Below are 17,408 nucleotides of genomic sequence, written 5' to 3'. Positions count from 1 at the left end.
TTCGATGCTTTCATGTGATTCCGCTCCTTTCCCAGCCAGGAAATCGTAGCGGGAAACTCCAACTTCAAACGGTCCAGTTTCCGGGGGGCAGATCATTTCAGACTGGCAGTGTGGTCGGTCGGTTTGGGCAAGCGCGCCGGGCGCGGAGCCGTCAAATTGCTCAAGCGTCCGGCGCGCTTCGAGCGGCGTGTGGTTCCCGAGCAATGAGTGTGGCCTGACGGCGTTATGATCGTAGCGCCCAAGGGCAAGCTTGCGGCGGGCATCGTCCAATGTGTCAAATATCTCCTCGTTCAGAAGCTCGTCGCGCAGGCTGCCGTGAATGACTCGACAAAAGCGTTCTGTTGCGGCTTTCCTGGATCGAGTTAATGCCAAGGAACGTCGTTCTTGTCGGCCCATTTCAGGATGGTCTTGCCAGTGTTTATTTCCGGTCTCTTTCGAGCAATGTTTGCGATGAAGGAGACAAGGAATGGCAACGAGATAGACAGACGAGTTTCGCCGTGATGCTGTGCGCATCGCCACGACCAGCGGCTTAACCCGCCCTCAGGTTTCATCTGATTTGGGTGTTGGGCTTTCGACGCTGAGCAAGTGGGTTCACAAACACCAGCATGATGATTTGATGTCGGGTCCTCATGAAGATGTGGAACGGGAGAACGATGCCTTCGCAAGCAAGTCCGGCTGCTTCGCGACGAGAGGGAAGTGTTGAAAAAAGCGGCGATCTTCTTTGCAGGCCAAAGCCCGCTCTCGTGCATGAAAACACGCACTGCCGGGCAGTGGGTGAGGTTCGCCTTCATTGCCGCCTGGAGAGACGAATGGCCGGTTGAATTATGAAGGTCACATCACGCGGGTATCGTGCGTGGCGCGTCGCAAAACTGGCGGGCACAGAGTAGCGATTACGGTCAAAGTTGATCAGACACGTGGGCAAGACGCGCTTGCTTTGCTCCACAAATCCGTCAATGGCCGTGGGCAGAGGTATCAGAGATGACTGCTCTGCCTCCCAGATATCGGAAATGCTTCCGGGCAAACTTCCATGCGCAGTCTCGGTCCAGAGCGCCTTGCAGCGCTGCTCCAGCCAGCCATTCAGGGCTTCAAGGCTGGGAAAGGCGCGCACCAGCTGAATCAAGCGGGGCCAAGGTTGCACATGGGTCAATTCTCAATGACAATTTCTGCAGTTTCCGGGTCAGTTCTCAGTGACAATCAACCGCCTATGGCCCCTAGAAGTCATGCCACTTATCCAGCGCTGCGTTTCCGTTCGCGTTAGCCGCAATTGGCTCAGCAACGATCCCACCCAAATCCCAATCATCATCCCCGTCGGCCGTTGGCTTTGATGCGTGGAACTGTTGCATCGGCGTAATTTTTGCGCCGCCTGTGATCTTGAAGTGGGCGACCCGTTCCGCAAGGTTGGTAGCATCGCTCTTCAACATATGACTGGCAGCAGTGGCCTCTTCAACCATGCCCGCATTCTGCTGGGTAACCTTGTCTAGTTGCACTACGCCAGTGTTGATTTCTCCCAGGGCAGTCGATTGTTCAACCGCGCCCAAGGCAATATCAGTGACTAGCTTCGAGATGTGGTTGACCCGTTCAACAATGCCGGTTAGCGCCTCGCCAGCTTTGCCGACGAGGTCGACACCGCGCGTTACCTGGCTTCTGCTGTCAGTGATCAACGCCTTGATCTCGGTTGCCGCCTCGGCTGACCGCTGTGCCAGTCCGCGCACTTCTGAAGCAACGACCGCAAACCCCCGGCCAGCTTCTCCGGCTCTTGCTGCCTCCACGCCCGCATTCAGCGCCAGCAGATTTGTCTGGAAGGCGATGTCGTCAATTACGCTGATGATCTGTGCGATGTGAGATGAAGACACCTCAATCTCAGTCATTGCGGCGACCGCACTCTGCACGACCTCGCCGCTATTCTCAGCTTCGGTACGGGCTTCACCCATGATGTTTTCAACACTGCGGGCTCCGTCGGCAGAGGATTTCACCGATGCTGTCAGCTCGTCAATCGCGGCGGCTGTTTCCTCGAGCGTTGCGGCCTGGCTTTCCGTTCGGTTGGAGAGATCATCGGACGACTGGCTGATTTCAGTCGCACCGTTCCGGATATTTTTAGAGATTTCGATGACCTCTGTTACTGTTGCACTAAGAGTGGAAACAGTCGAATTGAAATCCCGCCGCAGCTGTTCGTAGTCTTCGGGAAAACTGCACTGAATCTGCACTGTCAGATCCCCTTTAGCCAGGTCTGACAGACGACCGCTGAGTTCTCGTACCACTTCCGCCTGCTGCGCATCACGTACCTTTTGCGCTTCTTCCAGCTCTTTCTCTCGGACCAGCGCTTTGCGGAACACATCCAGAGAACGCGCCATAGCACCGACTTCATCGCCACGGCTCTGGCCTTTGATTTCAACGGAGGTATCTCCCTCGGCCACGCGGCTCATTGCCTGGGTCACAGTCTTTATGGCGCTCCCGATGCTTGAGCCGATCAGCAACGCAAAAATTGAGCCAAGTAGGATCGCTGCACCTACGGCGCCCAAAATCATTGTTTCTGTATTCGCTGAAGTCTCAATATTGGACTGTTCACGCTGCTTCTTCAGAGCATCTTCGATCGACATGAATTCAGCCATAGTGTCGCGGAACTGGTCAAAAAACAACTTTCCATGAGCCTCGCCAACCAAGCGCGCCATGTCATCCATGGTTGCGGAATTTCCAATCGAACGGCGAAGGTCAAGCATCGGTTCGACGACACTGGTGCGCCAGTCAGAGATTACTTTCTCAATCTCTGTCAGACGCGCCACCTGGGCCGGGTTGTCGCTTACAGTTTCTGACAGTCCTTTCACCCGTGTGGCAAAGCTCTCCTGTCCTCTTTCATAAGGTGCCAGAAAAGTCGGATCTCCGGCCAGCAGGAACCCACGCATGCCGGTCTCCATGTCAACTGCGGCGCTCAGGATACGCTGTGCCTCCGCAATCACCTCATGAGTGTGGTTCACCATTGTGACGACACTTCGGATACTGTCAGCACTGGTCTCGCCAAGCTCGATCAGATCTGTAAATTCTAGCGATCTTTCTGCAAGCAGGGCTTGCTCTGCCTGAATGAACTCTGTGGTCAGCTTCCTGAACGCATCAAAATAGGTCTTCCCTTCGGCCTTTTGAACCTGCCTTGACAGATCCACCATGGTTTTGGAATTACCGATCTCGCGCCGCAGTTGAATCTGCTGTTCGGCAACTTCTGACTGCCACTGCTTCAGTACGTTCTCTGCCTCAGTTAGGCGTTGAACCTGAGGTGGGTTGTCACTGACCGTTTCGCGTAGTTGCTCCAAGGCCGAATAGGCCTTTTCACCACCGCTTTTATAGGGGGCAAGGAACTGCTCGTCACCCGCCAACAGGTATCCCCGCATCCCGGTTTCCATGTCGACAGCGGATGAGACAATGGAGTCGGCCTCTTCAAGAACAGTCAGGGCATGTGCAACCCAGCCAGAGGTTTCCGACATTTTGCTGAAACTCGTTTTTGCCACGAATCCAATACCAACCGTGAGCAGCAGTGGCACCGCTACAGCGATCAATACTTTGGTTTTGGTGCTAAAATTCGCAAAGGACAACTTCCGTGCCTTGATCTCCGTGATCGCACCCATCTTACCCACTACCTTTTCACCTGAAATATAAAACTCCCGGAATTAATCGCAGGCAAATCTTTATAAGTGGTTGGGATAGATTTGCAGGCGCAGAATATTTTCTGGTAAGCTAATGAAAATCCTTAACTAACATTGTACCTTTCGTCGGCTTTGTTGCACAAAGCGGTTGCTGGGCGGGCTTCCCCTTTCCCCGGACAGGCTTATCACGGCCTCTGTGACGGGTATGCCAAGAGCGGTGTAACGGTTGAGGACGGCGATGCGGACCTGGATTTCCGCGACCTGGCGGTCTTAGTCCCGCGCCATGAGGCTTTGCCCCAGCAGTTTCACACAGGGCACCTTGGTTTCGACGCGGCTCCGACGGTGGTATCCGCTTAATCGTTGCCAGAGCGCTCGGCCGAGGTATCGCGATGCGTTGACCGCCTCGTTTCGGGCGATGGCTCCGGCGCTTGTAGGTTTCCACGGCTTGGCGTTCTTGCGCGATGGAATTACCGCATGGGCATTGCGGGCGGCAATCGCGTCGTGGCATACGCGCGTGGCATACGCGCCTTCGGCGGTCACTGATCCGATGTTCTGATCAAGTGGGATTTGAGCGAGCAATTCCGGCAGCATCGGCGCATCACCAACATTGGTGGTGGTGACCCCGACAGCCCGAACCTCCAGCATTTCTTCGTCGATACCTATGTGCATCTTACGCCAAATCCGGCGGTTGGAGCCACCCTGCTTACGGGCGTTCCATTCCCCTGCGCCCTCGGCCTTAATGCCGGTGCTGTCCACTGCCCGGCAGGGTATCGCGCAGCAATGCCCGAGAGGGGATCAAGAGGTTTAGCGGGCCGGTTCCGCCACGATACTGCAGGCTCACATTCAGTGTTCTTTGACGGCGGCACAGCGTGCTGAAATCCGCAACAGCCCAGTCAAGCCCGACCAGCTGCAACAGGCTTTCCACGAAGCCTGTAGTTTGCCGCAATGGCAGGCCAAACAAGACCTTGAGTGTTAGGCAGGCCTGAATCGCGGCGTCACTGAATTGGCGTCGCCGACCACGTTTGCCGCCCGGCGGTGGCACCCAGACCATCTCAGGATCAAACCAGATCGAAAGTGAGCCGCGTTGCTTCAGCGCGGTGTTGTACGAAGGCCAGTTCCTAATCTTGTACTTCGTAGGGGACCAACTGCTCATGCCCCTAAGCTATCACGCTGGATTCACACAGTGAATCCCTGATCCGATTTGTCCAACAAGGCCCCGTGAAACGTCCAAGATCAGATTGTGCAATAACGCCCCGCCAGCGATTCAATTCATGCACTTGCATGATAATTCCGACTGTAATACTCGTGTATCCAGCAGCCAGGTTCGTCCCCAGCCAGACAGAAAAGATACGCAAATCGTCGGGGACAGCATGATTTATCAACACAACTTTCACCTTCAACGGATGCGAGTGCTGCTACTTGGCAGCGCTGCGGCGATTGTCGCCGGGGCCGCCGCTGCTCAGGACAACCAGTTCGTATATGAACTCGATCCCATTGTCGTTGAAGCGCGGGATGCATTCGTCGGCGCGGCGGACCGGGCCACAACCATGTATGTATCGGATTTTGAGCTTGAGCGCGCGCGCACGGGTGACCTGAAAGACGTCTTTGCCGGAATCGCATCGGTTTCGGTTGGAGGCGCGTTGCCGCTGACACAGAAGATCTACATGAACGGTGTGGACATGCTGAACCTCGGGGTGACCATCGACGGGGCGGCGCAGAACAACCGGGCGTTCCACCATGTCACGGCGAATGCGATTGATCCCGGTCTGCTAAAGCAGGTGCGGGCGGATGCGACCATATCTCCGGCCGATGCCGGACCCTATGCTCTGGCTGGTTCGGTCGTCTTCGAGACAGTGGACCCGGAGGACGTGGTGGCCTCTGGTCAATCGCTCGGCGGCAATCTGCGGCTCAGCTATTCGGACAATGGCGGGACAAGGCAGGGCGCACTGACTGTCGCAGGCGTCCAAGAGGGATTCTCGTGGCTCGGATATGTCAAACGTGCTGATGGAGACGATTACGAAAGCGGCAATGGCACGACCGTCCTGGGAACAGAGGCAAACCTGACGAGCTATCTGGGCAAGATCGCCTACGAAAGCGGCGAAGGGCACCGCTTTGAACTCTCTGGCCAGCAGCTGAAGGACAAGGAGCTGCGTCAGTTTCGGGCCAACTTTGGTGGTCTCAGCGGCGTGACGGATAGCCTGCGGGTCTATGACACAACGCGGTCCAGCTATTCCTTCAGCTATGAAAATGTCCTGGCGAACGGGATGTGGGACCCCAAGTTCACGCTGGGATATTCCGAAAGCGACATCGTCGTACCTGAGCCCTATGACAGCAACGGGCTGTCAGGGACATGGTCGGCCAGTTTGCAGAACACCTTCAATCTGAGCGAGCACGACACAATCGTCGCAGGGATCGACTACCAGAAAAGGTTCGGCAATTACACAAGCCCGACGTACTCAACGGACATTCGCGAAGAATCGCGGAATGTCGGCGTTTTTGCACAAGCGCGTCTGGAGCCGACCGATCGCCTGAGCGTATCCTTTGGTGGCCGCTTTGACCAACAGGAGTTCACCGGGATCGACGGCAAGCAGCTGACAAATTCCGGCATTTCGGGCAACGTATCCGCAACCTTTGCCGTTACGGACGCCTTTTCGGTCAGGGGTGGGATCTCTTCGGTCTTCGGCGGGATCGATATCGAAGACAACTACACCTACCGGACGACCTGGAACTACGACGCACTTGAAGCGTCGCGGGCAAAGAACGCCACGCTCGGCTTTGATTGGAACATTGGCAACCTCGGTCTGGGCGGCGAACTGTTTGTGACACAGATCGAAAATGGGCGCGGTGGCGTTTCGAATTTCGACTTCGAAAGCCGTGGCTTCAATCTTGGTGCAACTTACGGCTGGGCGACCGGCTTTGCCCGGACAACGCTGTCTCATAGCGATGTGAAGGTGAACGATTTGGCGGCGGACGCCTATACGGCGCTCGACTTCGGCGCTCCCCTGGGCACGGTCGTGGCAGTCGAAGTTGAACAGGAGACCGGTTTGGCAGGGCTGAGGATTGGTGGCGGGTTTGATGTCGCTCTGGATTATTCGAGCGCCGGTGACACTGATTTCGAAGGGTACCAGATCGCGAACGTCTTTGCCGAATATGTGCCGCCCTCGATGACAGACTTTACGATCCGCGCAGAGATTTCGAACCTGTTCGATAAGGATTTCGCGGATCGCGCGACCTACGGGGCCGAATTCGCATCTGTAACGACACTGCAGGAACCCGGTCGAACAATATCGCTGATCGCGGTTGCGCGGTTCTGAACTTGCTTGCGACACACCACCTTGCAACGAAAGGACACCGGCCCAAAGCGGCCGGTGTCCTTGATACGTCAGGGGTAAAGCCGGATCAAGGAGTGGACGAGGTCATAGGCCTCGTCGGTCGTGAGCCTGGAGCCGAATTCATCCTGGATGATACGCGCGTAAACGGGCCACAGAGAACGGTTCTTGTCACGGCCCGCCTGCGTCATCATCAAACGCTTGCTGCGCCCCGGGCCAGAGGCCGCGACGCTGTGCACCAGGCCCAGGTCTTCCAGTCGGCCGACATGGCGCGACAAGGTATATTGCGGGCAGTAAAGCTTGCCCTCGAGCTCGGACATGACGATGCCGACGTCGCCGGCCCGGTCGATCTGGATCAGGATTTCATGCCAGATCGGATCACCGATTCCATTTTCCCGCAGCTCGCGTGCAATCCGCGCCATCGTACTGCGCTGGATCCGAAGCAGATTGATCCACAGGCGGTTGTACCCGATGCTGGGGTCGGTATCCTCTTCGAAAAGGGCCAGTTGTGGTTTGGTGGGGTCCGCCATTGTGCACATCCTATTCCCGCGGGCGGGGAACCTCGTGGTGACGTCCGGAACTGGCCGGGACCATCAGCGCGTCACATGCCCGTTGCGTGCCGCCGGATCAATTTAACCTGCTGGAGTCCCCTATGAAACGATCAATTTTTCTGTTCATCGCTTTCTTGCTGAGCGGCGCCGCTCCGCTGCTTGCTGAAGAGGTGCAGATCGAGACCTACTCCGGTCCCGCCACGGTTTCGGTGTCTCCTGAGACGACGTTTGTTTATGATATGTCCGCCCTTGATACGCTCGACGCGCTTGGCGTCCGCAACATCGTCTCGATCAGCAATACCTATCTGCCGTATCTGTCGGGCTACGAGGGTGAGGTCGGTACTCTGTTTGAACCGGACTTCGAAGTGATCCACGCGGCGGCACCCGATCTGGTGATCCTTGGCGGCAGGTCGATGGAGCACCTGAAGGCCGTCAGACGTATTGCACCCGCCATCGACATGACAATTTGGGGCACGGGTCTGTTGGAGCAATGCCTTGCGCGGCTGGAAGCCTATGGCGTGATCTATGACAAGCCAAAAGAGGCCGCAGCCCTGCGCGCGCAGTTAGAACAGGCCCTTGCCGAGACTACAGCAGCGGTGGCGGGCAAGGGCAACGCGTTGATCGTGATGACCAACGGGCCAAAGATTTCCACCTATGGCGGCGGGTCCCGCTTCGGTTGGATCCATGATGCCGTCGGGCTGCCGGAAGCCGTTTCGGAACTGGAGGAGACAACCCACGGACAGGCGATCTCTTTCGAGTTTCTCCGCGAGACCGACCCCGACTGGCTTATCGTCGTCGACCGCGTTGCCGCAATCGGCGGAGACGGGACCACGGCGCGGGCGACGCTGGACAATCCCTTGGTGCGGGATATGCGCGCCTGGCAGGAAGGTCGTGTCGTCTACCTTGATGCCGGACCGATCTATATTGCAGGCGGCGGGATCCAGTCGATCCTTGGAACGCTCGCCACAGTGCAGGACGCTTTCGCCGCCGCCGGACGGCTGACGGATTGAGACCTGTCCTGCTGGTCGCCGGAGCTTTGACGGCACTTTTTTTCCTGAGTCTGGCGTTGGGGGCGGGGCGACTGGGAACCGGGTCAGATGCGGTTTGGCTGCTTGCGGTCAGCCGTCTGCCCCGCACGGCGGCGGCGATGCTGGCCGGGGCGGGGCTGGCCGTGGCCGGTGTCATCATGCAGATGCTGGCGCGCAACCGCTTCGTTGAACCGGCCACTGTAGGGACCGGTCAGGCCGCGGGGCTGGGGCTGGTGGCCGTAGCTTTGCTTGCCCCTGGCGCGCCGCTTTGGTTCAGGATGCTGGTGGCGATGGCATCGGCCCTTTTGGCCACCGCTGGCTTTCTGGCACTGGTGCGGCGACTGCCGTTTCGCGACCCGCTTCTGGTTCCGCTGACCGGAATCGTCTACGGCGGCATCCTGGCCGCCGTGACCGGCTTCATCGCCTACGAAAATGATCTGCTGCAATATATCGACATCTGGATGAATGGTGAATTTTCCGGGGTTATGCTGGGGCGATACGAATTTCTCTGGCTTGCCGGGGCCGCAACGCTCGTCGCCTATGCCTTCGCCAATCGGTTCACCATCGCAGGGATGGGGGAAGAGATGAGCCTCTCGCTTGGCCTAAGCTATGGGCAGGTGATGGCGCTAGGACTGGCCATCGTCTCGGTCGTTACCGCAGTGACGGTTGTGACCGTGGGGATGCTGCCTTTTGTCGGGTTGGTCGTGCCAAATATAGCCAGCCAGCTAAGGGGGGACCACTTGCGCCGATCCTTGCCATTGCTGGCGAGCGCCGGTGCGGGGCTGGTCCTGACCTGCGATATTCTTGGTCGGATTATCTGGTACCCCTACGAGATTCCTGTTGGCACGATCCTTGGCGTGATCGGTGCGGCTGTCTTCATATGGATGCTTCAGGGACGGCGCGCCGATGCGGGTTAATGTCCTACTGATTGCAGGCGCCTGGTATGTCGCCGCGGCACTCTTGTTCCTGACGCTTGGCGCGCGGGGCGACTGGGGGTTCATCCTTGCCTTCCGGGGGCAGAAGCTGTTGGCGCTGACGGTCGTAGCCGCGGCGGTTGCAGTGTCTACAATGGTGTTCCAGACAATCACCGCGAACCGCATCCTGACCCCTGCAATCATGGGGTTCGATGCGCTTTATGTGCTAATACAGACCATGCTTGTCTTCACGCTTGGGGGCGCTGGGGCCTTTGCGTTGAAAGGCATGCCGATGTTTGCGCTAGAAACCGCGCTAATGATCGGGGCCGCCGGGATACTGTTCGGAATCATGCTGCGCCGAAGCGAGGATCTGAACCGTATGGTGCTGACCGGGATCGTGCTGGGAATCCTGTTGCGCAGCCTCAGCGGGTTGCTGTCGCGCCTGATCGATCCGTCGGAATACGCTTACGTCATGGCCAGTTCCTATGCGCAGTTCACCAATGTGGAAGGTGACCTTCTTTGGGCGGCCACAGGGATCACGATCACCGTGCTGGCGCTTGTTATGCTGCATGCCCGGCGGCTGGATGTCATCGCGCTTGGCCGGGACAACGCAATGATCCTGGGGCTTGAACACCGCCGGGAGGCGCAGCGTCTCATGGTGCTGGTCACGCTGCTCGTGGCCGTTTCGACTGCGCTGGTCGGGCCGATCGTGTTTTTCGGGCTGCTTGTTTCAGCCATTGCATATCAGGTTGCCGGCACTTGGCGGCATGCAACCCTTTTGCCGCTTTCTGCCTTGATCGGCGCCGGGATGCTCGTGGTCTGCCAGACACTCTTCGAACGGGTGCTAGACCTCCAAAGCAACGTGCTGGTCGTTGTCGAAGCCGTCGGCGGCCTTGTCTTCATACTGCTGCTGATCCGGAGGGCCCGCACATGATCCGCTGCCAGAACCTCACGTTCTCTGCCGGAGGCAAACGCATTCTGGACGCGGTGACCGCCGATGCGCCGCCCGGGCGGATCACCGCACTGGTCGGGCCGAACGGAGCGGGAAAATCCACTTTGCTGGGCCTGATGGGTCGATTGAAGGAGCCCGAGCGCGGACAGGTCATGCTTGGGGCCGAGGACGCTGCCGGGATTCCGCGTCCGATTTTTGCGCGGCGTTTGACGGCGCTGCGTCAGGCGACCCGCATTACGCCGCGCCTGACCGTGTGCGATCTGGTGGGATTCGGTCGCTATCCGCATAACCCTGGCCATCTGACCAAGGAAGATCAGCGGATCGTCGAAGCCTGCATGACCGACATGGCGCTGGACGACCTTGCTGACCGGCAGATCGACACCTTGTCGGGGGGACAACAGCAGCGGGCCTTGATCGCAATGGTGCTGGCGCAAGAGACAGAGATTTTGCTTCTGGACGAACCACTCAATAACCTCGACCTGTCCCATGCGCGCCGTGTGATGAACAACCTTTCAGCGCGCAGTCGGGCCGGACGCACGATCGTGACCGTGCTGCATGATCTGACCATCGCCGCAAGGTTTGCCGATCACGTCGTCGCACTGAAAGACGGGCGTGTTCATGCCGAAGGCAGCCCGGACGAGGTCTTCACCCCCGAGGTGCTTCGCGAGCTTTATGGCGCGGAAGTTGAAGTGCATCGGATCAACGGCAAGCCCGTGATCCTGCCCATTTGATAAGACGTTTTCCGGCGGGAGTTCCGGTCGAACATCCGCTCGTCCGATAGCTCGGGGCGGGAAGCTGTCGGACTGAACAGCGAGTACCTCAAACACAGCCGTCAATCTGCAAATCCGAAAACGCAGACACCGCGCTCCGGTTTGGCCCCAGACCTGCGCCGACGAACCGACCCTTCTCAAGCCGTTTGCTGAACCGGCATGCCCTTTGGCCCCGCATCATATGATCTTGATCAGATCGCCACGGCGACCACGAAAGACAAACATGTGACCCGCGAACAGCTCCTGCTTCAGCGTTCGCGGTGCCGCAGCCACCAGCGCTGTAAACCCACGCCGCATGTCGGTCACACTCGCCGTGAGCCAGATACGCGTGTTCGCCGGGAAAGCGCCTCAGGGCCGTAACCTCTGATGATCCGCAGGCGGTGGCCGCCCGCATGTCTATCTCTATGGCATTTTGTGTTGGGGTCCGAAAACCGCTTACATGGGAGCTGCGATGCGTCATAAATCAAATCGGCGCATGACTGGGCTGGGTACGGCGCGCCGTTCGCTACTGAATGGTGATCGCGACTTTGCATAGGGCGCTTCTCTGATTGGGGGATTGGGTCAAGTTCGTTTCCTCTTGTGTCGTGTGAAAGATCGTTTCTCCCGGGCACGCTTCTCTTCTCAGGCTTGTTTGGTGGCTCAGTTGGCACCGCTGCATGCCTGTGTTGGATCGGCTGTGGGGAGCCATGCTTTCTCGCGCGATCTGGACCGCAGCGCCATTTTTCCGCTTCACCCACAAACCTGGACCGTAGTGAGAGGTGGTTCGGTTTGTCTGAACAGGTTCCTGGCGTTTTCTAAGTGGATTTCCGCCTCGCTTATGTCACCGCCGCTTCGGGCATCGGCTGGTTGAAGTAAGCCTGATCGGGCGTTTTACCACCAAGCGATGAATGTGGGCGGCGGCTGTTGTAGCAGCCCAGATAGCGTCCGATTGAAGCACTAGCCTCCGAGACGCTGACATAGGCCCGCAGGTAGACCTCTTCGTATTTGATGGTCCTCCAGTCGCCCAGCGATCACGCTGGTTTCACGACATGAACCCCTCACGAGATTTACACAACAGAGCGGCTTTGTTGCAAGATGTAGCGTCAGGTCGGACTTCCCTTTGCCGCAGGTGACCAGCACCTGTTCAAATTTCCGGCGTCAATCTGCTCCAACGCACTATCCCGGTAACGATGTAATCCCTACGCCGTCTATCGCCGCCCGTTGCGTCATTGAGAAGCCATCGAAAGCAGTGCAGTATATTCGCAGCACGCGTTGAGAGCTTCCGCTTCGGTCTTTCTGCACCAAGTGAGGTGAAAGCGTGCAGGCACATTTTGAAATGCGGGTTTCTTTGAGGATATGAAGATGGGGTCTTTGCTTTTTCACACCGGCACGGCGTTTGCTCTCTGCTTGATGATAGGCCCCATGGCTCATGCCCAGCCGTCGCTGCCTGTGCTTGCGATTCCAGAGCCTATACCAGCCCCGCCGATGACCGTCCTGCTTCCGGTGCCTCAGGACAGGATCGAAAGTGCTATCGTCTCGCTGGACGATCTCGGTCAGGAGATGCTGGAGCGTTCTGGCATCCCGGGGCTCGCCATCGGCGTCGTTCAGAACGGCGATATCGTTTACATGCGTGGCTTTGGGGTCCGAACCGCAGGTCAACCCACCCCTGTCGATCCGAACACCGTCTTCCTTCTCGCCTCCCTCTCAAAAGCAGTGGGCGCGACTGTGGTCGCGCAACAGGTCGGCGAAGGACGGGTTGACTGGACCAGTCCAGTGCGGGACTTTCTGCCCTGGTTCGACATGGGCGACGCCTGGGTCAGCGACCACGTCACCATTGGGGATCTCTATGCCCACCGTTCGGGGCTGCCGGATCACGCGGGTGATGATCTTGAGGACATCGGCTACGACCGGCGCGCTGTGCTGCAGCGGCTTGGCCTGCTCCCCCAACATGCGTTTCGCGCGCATTACGCCTACACCAACTTCGGACTGACGGTCGCGGCAGAGGCAGTTGCCACAGCCGTCGGCATCGACTGGGCAGACCTGTCAGAAAATGTCCTCTACGGCCCCTTGGGAATGACTTCGACCAGCTCGCGCCACGCGGACTTCATGGCACGAGAGAACCGAGCCAGCAGCCACATCATCACTGATGGTCACTATGTCGAGACGGACCTGCGCCAACCTGATGCCCAAAGCCCGGCTGGTGGTGTCAGTTCTTCCGTTCGTGACATGTCGCGTTGGATGGCGATGGTGCTGAACGATGGCACGATTGATGGCCTGCAAGTCGTTCCGGCCGAGGCGCTTCGCCCGGCCCTGTCACCTCAGATGATTTCCCGCGCGCCGATGGCAACTTCGGCCCGGACCAGCAGCTATGGCTATGGATTCAATGTCGGCGTACGCCCGTCCGGGCGCGTTGAGCTTAGCCATTCCGGTGCGTTTGCCTTGGGCGCAGCGACAAGCTTTACCATGATCCCTGATCTCGGCCTTGGGATCGTGGTGCTGACCAATGCGCCTCCCACGGGAGCCGCCGAAGCAATTTCGGCGTCTTTCGCGGATCGGGTTGAACTTGGGCAGGACAGCCGAGACTGGTTATCTGGCTATGCCCCGTTGATGGCGGCGCTTACCGCCCCGGTTGGGAGCCTCGTGGGAGTGCCCGCGCCGACCACACCCGAAATGCCCAGGCCGAACGCGGCATACGTCGGCACATACGAGAACGAATATTTCGGTGCCACGACGGTCGAGGAAGTAAACGGACGCCTGGTTTTGCGGCTGGGACCCGACCAACATACGCTCACCCTGACCCATTGGGACAAGGATAGCTTCGTGGCGCATCCGGTAACCGAAAACCAACCAGAGGGCTCAGTGTCGCGGGTCGATTTCGCGAGTATCGACCGCATCGCGACCACGGTGCGGATCGAACATTTAGACCACGAAGGACTCGGCCGTTTTGAACGCTTGGATTGACCCGCGAGCGCGCCCGCCATGGCGCTTGGCACCCAGCCACTGGCCGGGTTTTGCGCCGCCGCGTGGCCGGATTTGTCTCCGCCGCTGACACAAGGGTCTTGGCATGGGGATGGGCCATAGCCGTATCCGCGCCTATGTACATGATCAACGTCCATAGAGGGGATCGGCACCACCGGGTGCGGTCTATCGGTTCGCACTGGACTGGAAGGGGACAAGCAGGCGCTCAGCCAACTGGCCGACGCGCGCGGCATCCTTCAGCCGACAGCGACAAAGGCTATGCCAAGCTATACGCGCCTGCACTCACTGGTGCGCCCCGTTTGCGGGAGGTGGCCTGTTGGGTCCATCCTTTTTGATTCAGCGCAAGGGAGGACAGGTCTTTGTGTGTTACGCAGAGACTGAATAATGACTTGGAGCATCAGATGGGCGTTAAACTCGTATGCCTTGTGTGTGGTCAGGGAAACCGTATTCCAGAAGCCAAACTTGAGGCTGGTCCCAAGTGTGGAACCTGCGGAGCCGGATTGCTTCAGGACCAGCCAACTGAAATTTCGTTCGACGTTCTTGAGAAGGCCGCGCGGATCGACGACCTCCCGCTTATCGTGGATTTCTGGGCTGCGTGGTGCGGACCCTGCAAGATGATGGGACCCGAGTTTGCCAAAGCGTCCAAGGTGCAAAAGGGTCGCGCTCGCTTTGCCAAGCTCAACACCGAGACTTTCCCGCAAGCCGGGGAACGTTACCAAATACGTGGGATTCCGTTGCTGATCGCGTTTCGTGGCGGGCGCGAGGTCAAGCGGCAAGCGGGGGCGATACAGGCGGCGCAAATCGTGGAATGGTCATCAGGACTGGATCGGGCTTGAGCCCCTGAGGTCGGGTCGGATTTTTGGAAGAACTGCGAGTTCCACAGGAGGGGAAAATGCATAGTGATCTGGCAACGAGGCGACATGTTTTATTGGTGACTTACCAACGTTATCTGGACGCAGACCGTGCTTGGAACACTGCGCTGCGGGAGGTCAAAACTTGGTTTCCTTCAAGCAGCCAGCCCGGTCCTTCTGCAATCGGAAATCCTGGCTCCGCAATACGACGACTATATGAGCAGCGTGAGCGCGCTTTGCTTCAACTGGAAGCCGCGCGCCTCAAGCTGGAAACGGGGAGACAACGCTTGGCCGCGAAGCGTCAAAAAGCGCATGTATCTCGGATCTTTCTTCTTACCTATACATCCCCATAGACCCAGGAACAAAGCTCGGATCAGCTCGCCCTACACGGCAACGCTTTGGCGCCACTTGGTCTGCACATCCCGACGATAATCAGGTGTGCGACCATCAATGACCAGAACATATTCGATTTCCGACCTCTCGTCCTGAGGTCACCCCATCCCCTGAGCAGGATCTGGCGTTTTTAAGCTACTCTTTGCGCCTGCTGATCGGGTTGTGTAACTTCGTTTTGGAGCGAGGAGGCCACTGCCGGTGCTCGACCGGCACGGGCCTTGTGTGCGATGGCGGTTATTGTAGAACTCTATCCACCAACGGGGACCGGCGCGGGCTTGTGATCCAGTCTCCCAACAGACCTGGTTCGATCGGTGCACACGCAGCCCTCGCATGAGGTAGGCATAGGTCTTTTACCCCTGTGCGGGCCTGCTGGTGTTGGGCTTCTGGTTCCCTCTCGTGACATCGCTACGCAATGCACTGCCAGTCAACCGATCGACATCAGCCCCACCTCAAAATGGTCTTGCCAGTGTTTAGTTTCGGTCTCTTTCGAGCAATGTTTGCTATGAAGGAGACAAGGAATGGCAACGAGATAGACAGACGAGTTTCGCCGTGATGCTGTGCGCATCGCCACGACCAGCGGCTTACCCCGCCCTCAGGTTTCATCTGATTTGGGTGTTGGGCTTTCGACGCTGAACAAGTGGGTTCACAAAAACCAGCTTGATGATTTGATGTCGAGACCTTAGGTAATCCTCCCCGAAACTAAAGGGATGCGGACGTAGGATTTTCTCAGCAAGATGACTGAGGAGATTTTGAATGAAGATGACGTGATTTAGCGACCGTCAGATCCTTGCGATCCTACGCCAGGCGGAGGGCGGTGTGCCGGTGGCTGAGCTGTGCCGCGAGCACGGCCTGAGCCCTGCGTGCTTCTACATCTATGGATGTCTCTCCCATTGCAAGATTTTCGCTGATCTGTTCCGCCGCCAAGCCCCAGGTTGCAAACATCTATCCGGCGTCACCGGTTGATGGTGCGCCCAAATGGGAATTCCGCGTGGTGAGCCTCAACAAATGGTCGGCCTCATCGGGCCATTATAAAAGCCAGGTTCCTCACACACCGGAGTTTGCCGGTCGGTCCATTTCTTTGGTCGTCTTGCAATCCTTGTTCCGCGCTCAGGCTTGGGCGCGGAACTCCTCGTTTCTGTTGAACATAACCCAGATGATCCGGGCATTCTTGTTGGCCACGTCACGCTGCAAGCGTGCCTTTGGCACGACGATGGCGCGGTTCATGCCACGTCGTTCGCGGAGGTTGTTGACCCATTGACTGAAGGGGTCTTTCGTTGCGCGACCCGGACCACGGACCGGGCACCGTGGATAAGCAGGGTTCGCAGATGCCTGTCCCCGCGCTTGCTGATCCCCATCAGCAGCCTCTTGTAGCCGCTGGAATGCTGTCGTGGAACCAGCCCCATCGTCGTGCCAAAGGCACGCCTCCAGCGTGACGCCGCCAGATGCCGACCGTTCTTGAACTCCCGACCGTCGCCCACTGCGGCGGTCGCCGTCTTTGGGCCGACACCGCAAATGCGTGAAATCCGACGGCAATCCACGTTGGATTTGAATATTGCGTCGATCCGATGATCGAAGGCTGTGATCCGAGCGTCGATCTGTCCCATGAAATCGAACAGATCGCCAATAATCTCCCGGGTCATTGCAGTCAGCCCGTTCGTCCGGTCTTCGAGGATCTCTGGGATAGCGCGCCGCGCACGCCCGATTGATAAGGCGATCAGTATGCCGCGGTCAGCGAGACGTGCTATCGCTACAGCCCGTTGCTCAGCGACGAGAACGAACTCATCGCTGACCTGCCGGTCGGCCTGACCGACGCCCGCAAGACGTGGGGATTTGGGCTGTGTTTTCTGCATCTGCGCAACGTCAAAGGGCACCCGTGGAATCACAAACGTGTCTATCCCACTGGCCTGACGGTGATTGCCTGCAATCACCGTCAGGCGCATCTACTGCGCCTTGGAACTGAACCTGCGCCCCTCTCGGGACATTGGCTTCGCGCAATGCCCTGCCGGGTGACAATCAAGCCGCGCAAAAGG

At 58.2% G+C, this 17,408-nt stretch carries 10 protein-coding genes and 9 pseudogenes; 11 read left to right on the top strand and 8 right to left on the bottom strand.

What is annotated here, in order from left to right; all coding sequences use genetic code 11:
• Window positions 1-111 precede the first annotated feature (111 nt).
• The 4 genes and pseudogenes from CHB75_RS20585 to CHB75_RS20570 form a co-directional block, all read right to left on the bottom strand.
• Window positions 112-416: pseudogene (locus CHB75_RS20585) on the bottom strand (integrase core domain-containing protein); the annotation flags it as partial.
• Window positions 417-856: 440 nt separating this feature from the next.
• Window positions 857-1,123 (bottom strand): annotated as a pseudogene (locus CHB75_RS22250) (IS21 family transposase); the annotation flags it as partial.
• An 88-nt stretch (window positions 1,124-1,211) separates the two neighbouring features.
• A complete protein-coding gene (locus CHB75_RS20575; RefSeq protein ID WP_089273979.1) occupies window positions 1,212-3,614 on the bottom strand; it encodes a CHASE3 domain-containing protein in 2,403 nt (800 codons plus the stop codon).
• A 204-nt stretch (window positions 3,615-3,818) separates the two neighbouring features.
• Window positions 3,819-4,785, bottom strand: a pseudogene (locus CHB75_RS20570) (IS5 family transposase); the annotation flags it as partial.
• 217 nt (window positions 4,786-5,002) lie between these two features.
• On the opposite strand from CHB75_RS20570, the gene CHB75_RS20565 reads away from it, so the two are divergent.
• Window positions 5,003-6,946: a TonB-dependent receptor plug domain-containing protein gene (locus CHB75_RS20565; RefSeq protein WP_245841092.1), complete on the top strand. Its 1,944-nt coding sequence runs from the start codon at window positions 5,003-5,005 to the stop codon at window positions 6,944-6,946.
• A gap of 68 nt (window positions 6,947-7,014) precedes the next feature.
• On the opposite strand, the gene CHB75_RS20560 is transcribed toward CHB75_RS20565, so the two are convergent.
• Window positions 7,015-7,491 (bottom strand): MarR family winged helix-turn-helix transcriptional regulator, encoded by a 477-nt coding sequence (locus CHB75_RS20560; protein WP_089273977.1) that lies wholly within the window; start codon window positions 7,489-7,491, stop codon window positions 7,015-7,017.
• A gap of 122 nt (window positions 7,492-7,613) precedes the next feature.
• Here CHB75_RS20560 and CHB75_RS20555 point away from each other — a divergent pair, with 122 nt between their 5' ends.
• Genes CHB75_RS20555 through CHB75_RS20540 form a run of 4 tightly spaced genes read left to right on the top strand, consistent with a single transcriptional unit; the run spans window position 7,614 to window position 11,137 of the window.
• Complete coding sequence (locus tag CHB75_RS20555; RefSeq protein ID WP_089273976.1) at window positions 7,614-8,522, top strand: siderophore ABC transporter substrate-binding protein; 909 nt, start codon at window positions 7,614-7,616, stop codon at window positions 8,520-8,522.
• A gap of 26 nt (window positions 8,523-8,548) precedes the next feature.
• Window positions 8,549-9,457, top strand: a complete 909-nt coding sequence (locus tag CHB75_RS20550) for an ABC transporter permease (RefSeq protein ID WP_245841091.1) — start codon at window positions 8,549-8,551, stop codon at window positions 9,455-9,457.
• The gene (locus CHB75_RS20545) at window positions 9,447-10,388 is read left to right on the top strand and encodes an iron chelate uptake ABC transporter family permease subunit (protein ID WP_089273972.1); all 942 of its coding nucleotides are present in this window, start codon (window positions 9,447-9,449) and stop codon (window positions 10,386-10,388) included. Before CHB75_RS20550 ends, CHB75_RS20545 begins: the two co-directional genes overlap by 11 nt.
• Complete coding sequence (locus CHB75_RS20540; RefSeq protein ID WP_089273970.1) at window positions 10,385-11,137, top strand: ATP-binding cassette domain-containing protein; 753 nt, start codon at window positions 10,385-10,387, stop codon at window positions 11,135-11,137. The genes CHB75_RS20545 and CHB75_RS20540 overlap by 4 nt, the downstream gene beginning before the upstream one ends.
• Window positions 11,138-11,297: 160 nt before the next feature.
• Here the strand turns inward: CHB75_RS20540 and tnpB are convergent.
• Both tnpB and CHB75_RS20530 read right to left on the bottom strand, forming a co-directional pair.
• Window positions 11,298-11,473 (bottom strand): annotated as a pseudogene (gene tnpB / locus CHB75_RS20535) (IS66 family insertion sequence element accessory protein TnpB); the annotation flags it as partial.
• Between the two features lie 518 nt (window positions 11,474-11,991).
• Window positions 11,992-12,174: pseudogene (locus tag CHB75_RS20530) on the bottom strand (integrase core domain-containing protein); the annotation flags it as partial.
• A 403-nt stretch (window positions 12,175-12,577) separates the two neighbouring features.
• Between CHB75_RS20530 and CHB75_RS20525 the strand changes: the two are divergent.
• The 5 genes and pseudogenes from CHB75_RS20525 to CHB75_RS20510 all read left to right on the top strand — a co-directional run.
• Window positions 12,578-14,116 (top strand): serine hydrolase, encoded by a 1,539-nt coding sequence (locus CHB75_RS20525; protein WP_217898817.1) that lies wholly within the window; start codon window positions 12,578-12,580, stop codon window positions 14,114-14,116.
• A gap of 419 nt (window positions 14,117-14,535) precedes the next feature.
• Window positions 14,536-14,619: pseudogene (locus tag CHB75_RS22425) on the top strand (thiol reductase thioredoxin); the annotation flags it as partial.
• Window positions 14,620-14,634: 15 nt separating this feature from the next.
• Window positions 14,635-14,970 carry a thioredoxin domain-containing protein gene (locus CHB75_RS20520; protein WP_342745327.1) on the top strand — a complete coding sequence of 112 codons (336 nt, stop codon included), beginning with the start codon at window positions 14,635-14,637 and terminating at the stop codon, window positions 14,968-14,970.
• A 965-nt stretch (window positions 14,971-15,935) separates the two neighbouring features.
• A pseudogene (locus CHB75_RS22240) lies at window positions 15,936-16,055 on the top strand (IS3 family transposase); the annotation flags it as partial.
• A gap of 91 nt (window positions 16,056-16,146) precedes the next feature.
• Window positions 16,147-16,248, top strand: a pseudogene (locus CHB75_RS20510) (transposase); the annotation flags it as partial.
• 350 nt (window positions 16,249-16,598) lie between these two features.
• Here the strand turns inward: CHB75_RS20510 and CHB75_RS22235 are convergent.
• On the bottom strand, window positions 16,599-16,982 hold the full coding sequence (locus tag CHB75_RS22235; RefSeq protein WP_245841093.1) for a transposase: 384 nt from the start codon (window positions 16,980-16,982) through the stop codon (window positions 16,599-16,601).
• A 123-nt stretch (window positions 16,983-17,105) separates the two neighbouring features.
• Here CHB75_RS22235 and CHB75_RS21805 point away from each other — a divergent pair.
• Window positions 17,106-17,273, top strand: a pseudogene (locus tag CHB75_RS21805) (IS3 family transposase); the annotation flags it as partial.
• Window positions 17,274-17,408: the final 135 nt, after the last annotated feature.

The organism is Puniceibacterium sediminis, from assembly GCF_900188035.1.
In the GTDB taxonomy this organism is placed as follows: Bacteria; Pseudomonadota; Alphaproteobacteria; order Rhodobacterales; family Rhodobacteraceae; genus Puniceibacterium; species Puniceibacterium sediminis.
This window is presented reverse-complemented; position numbering and strand designations above follow the sequence as displayed.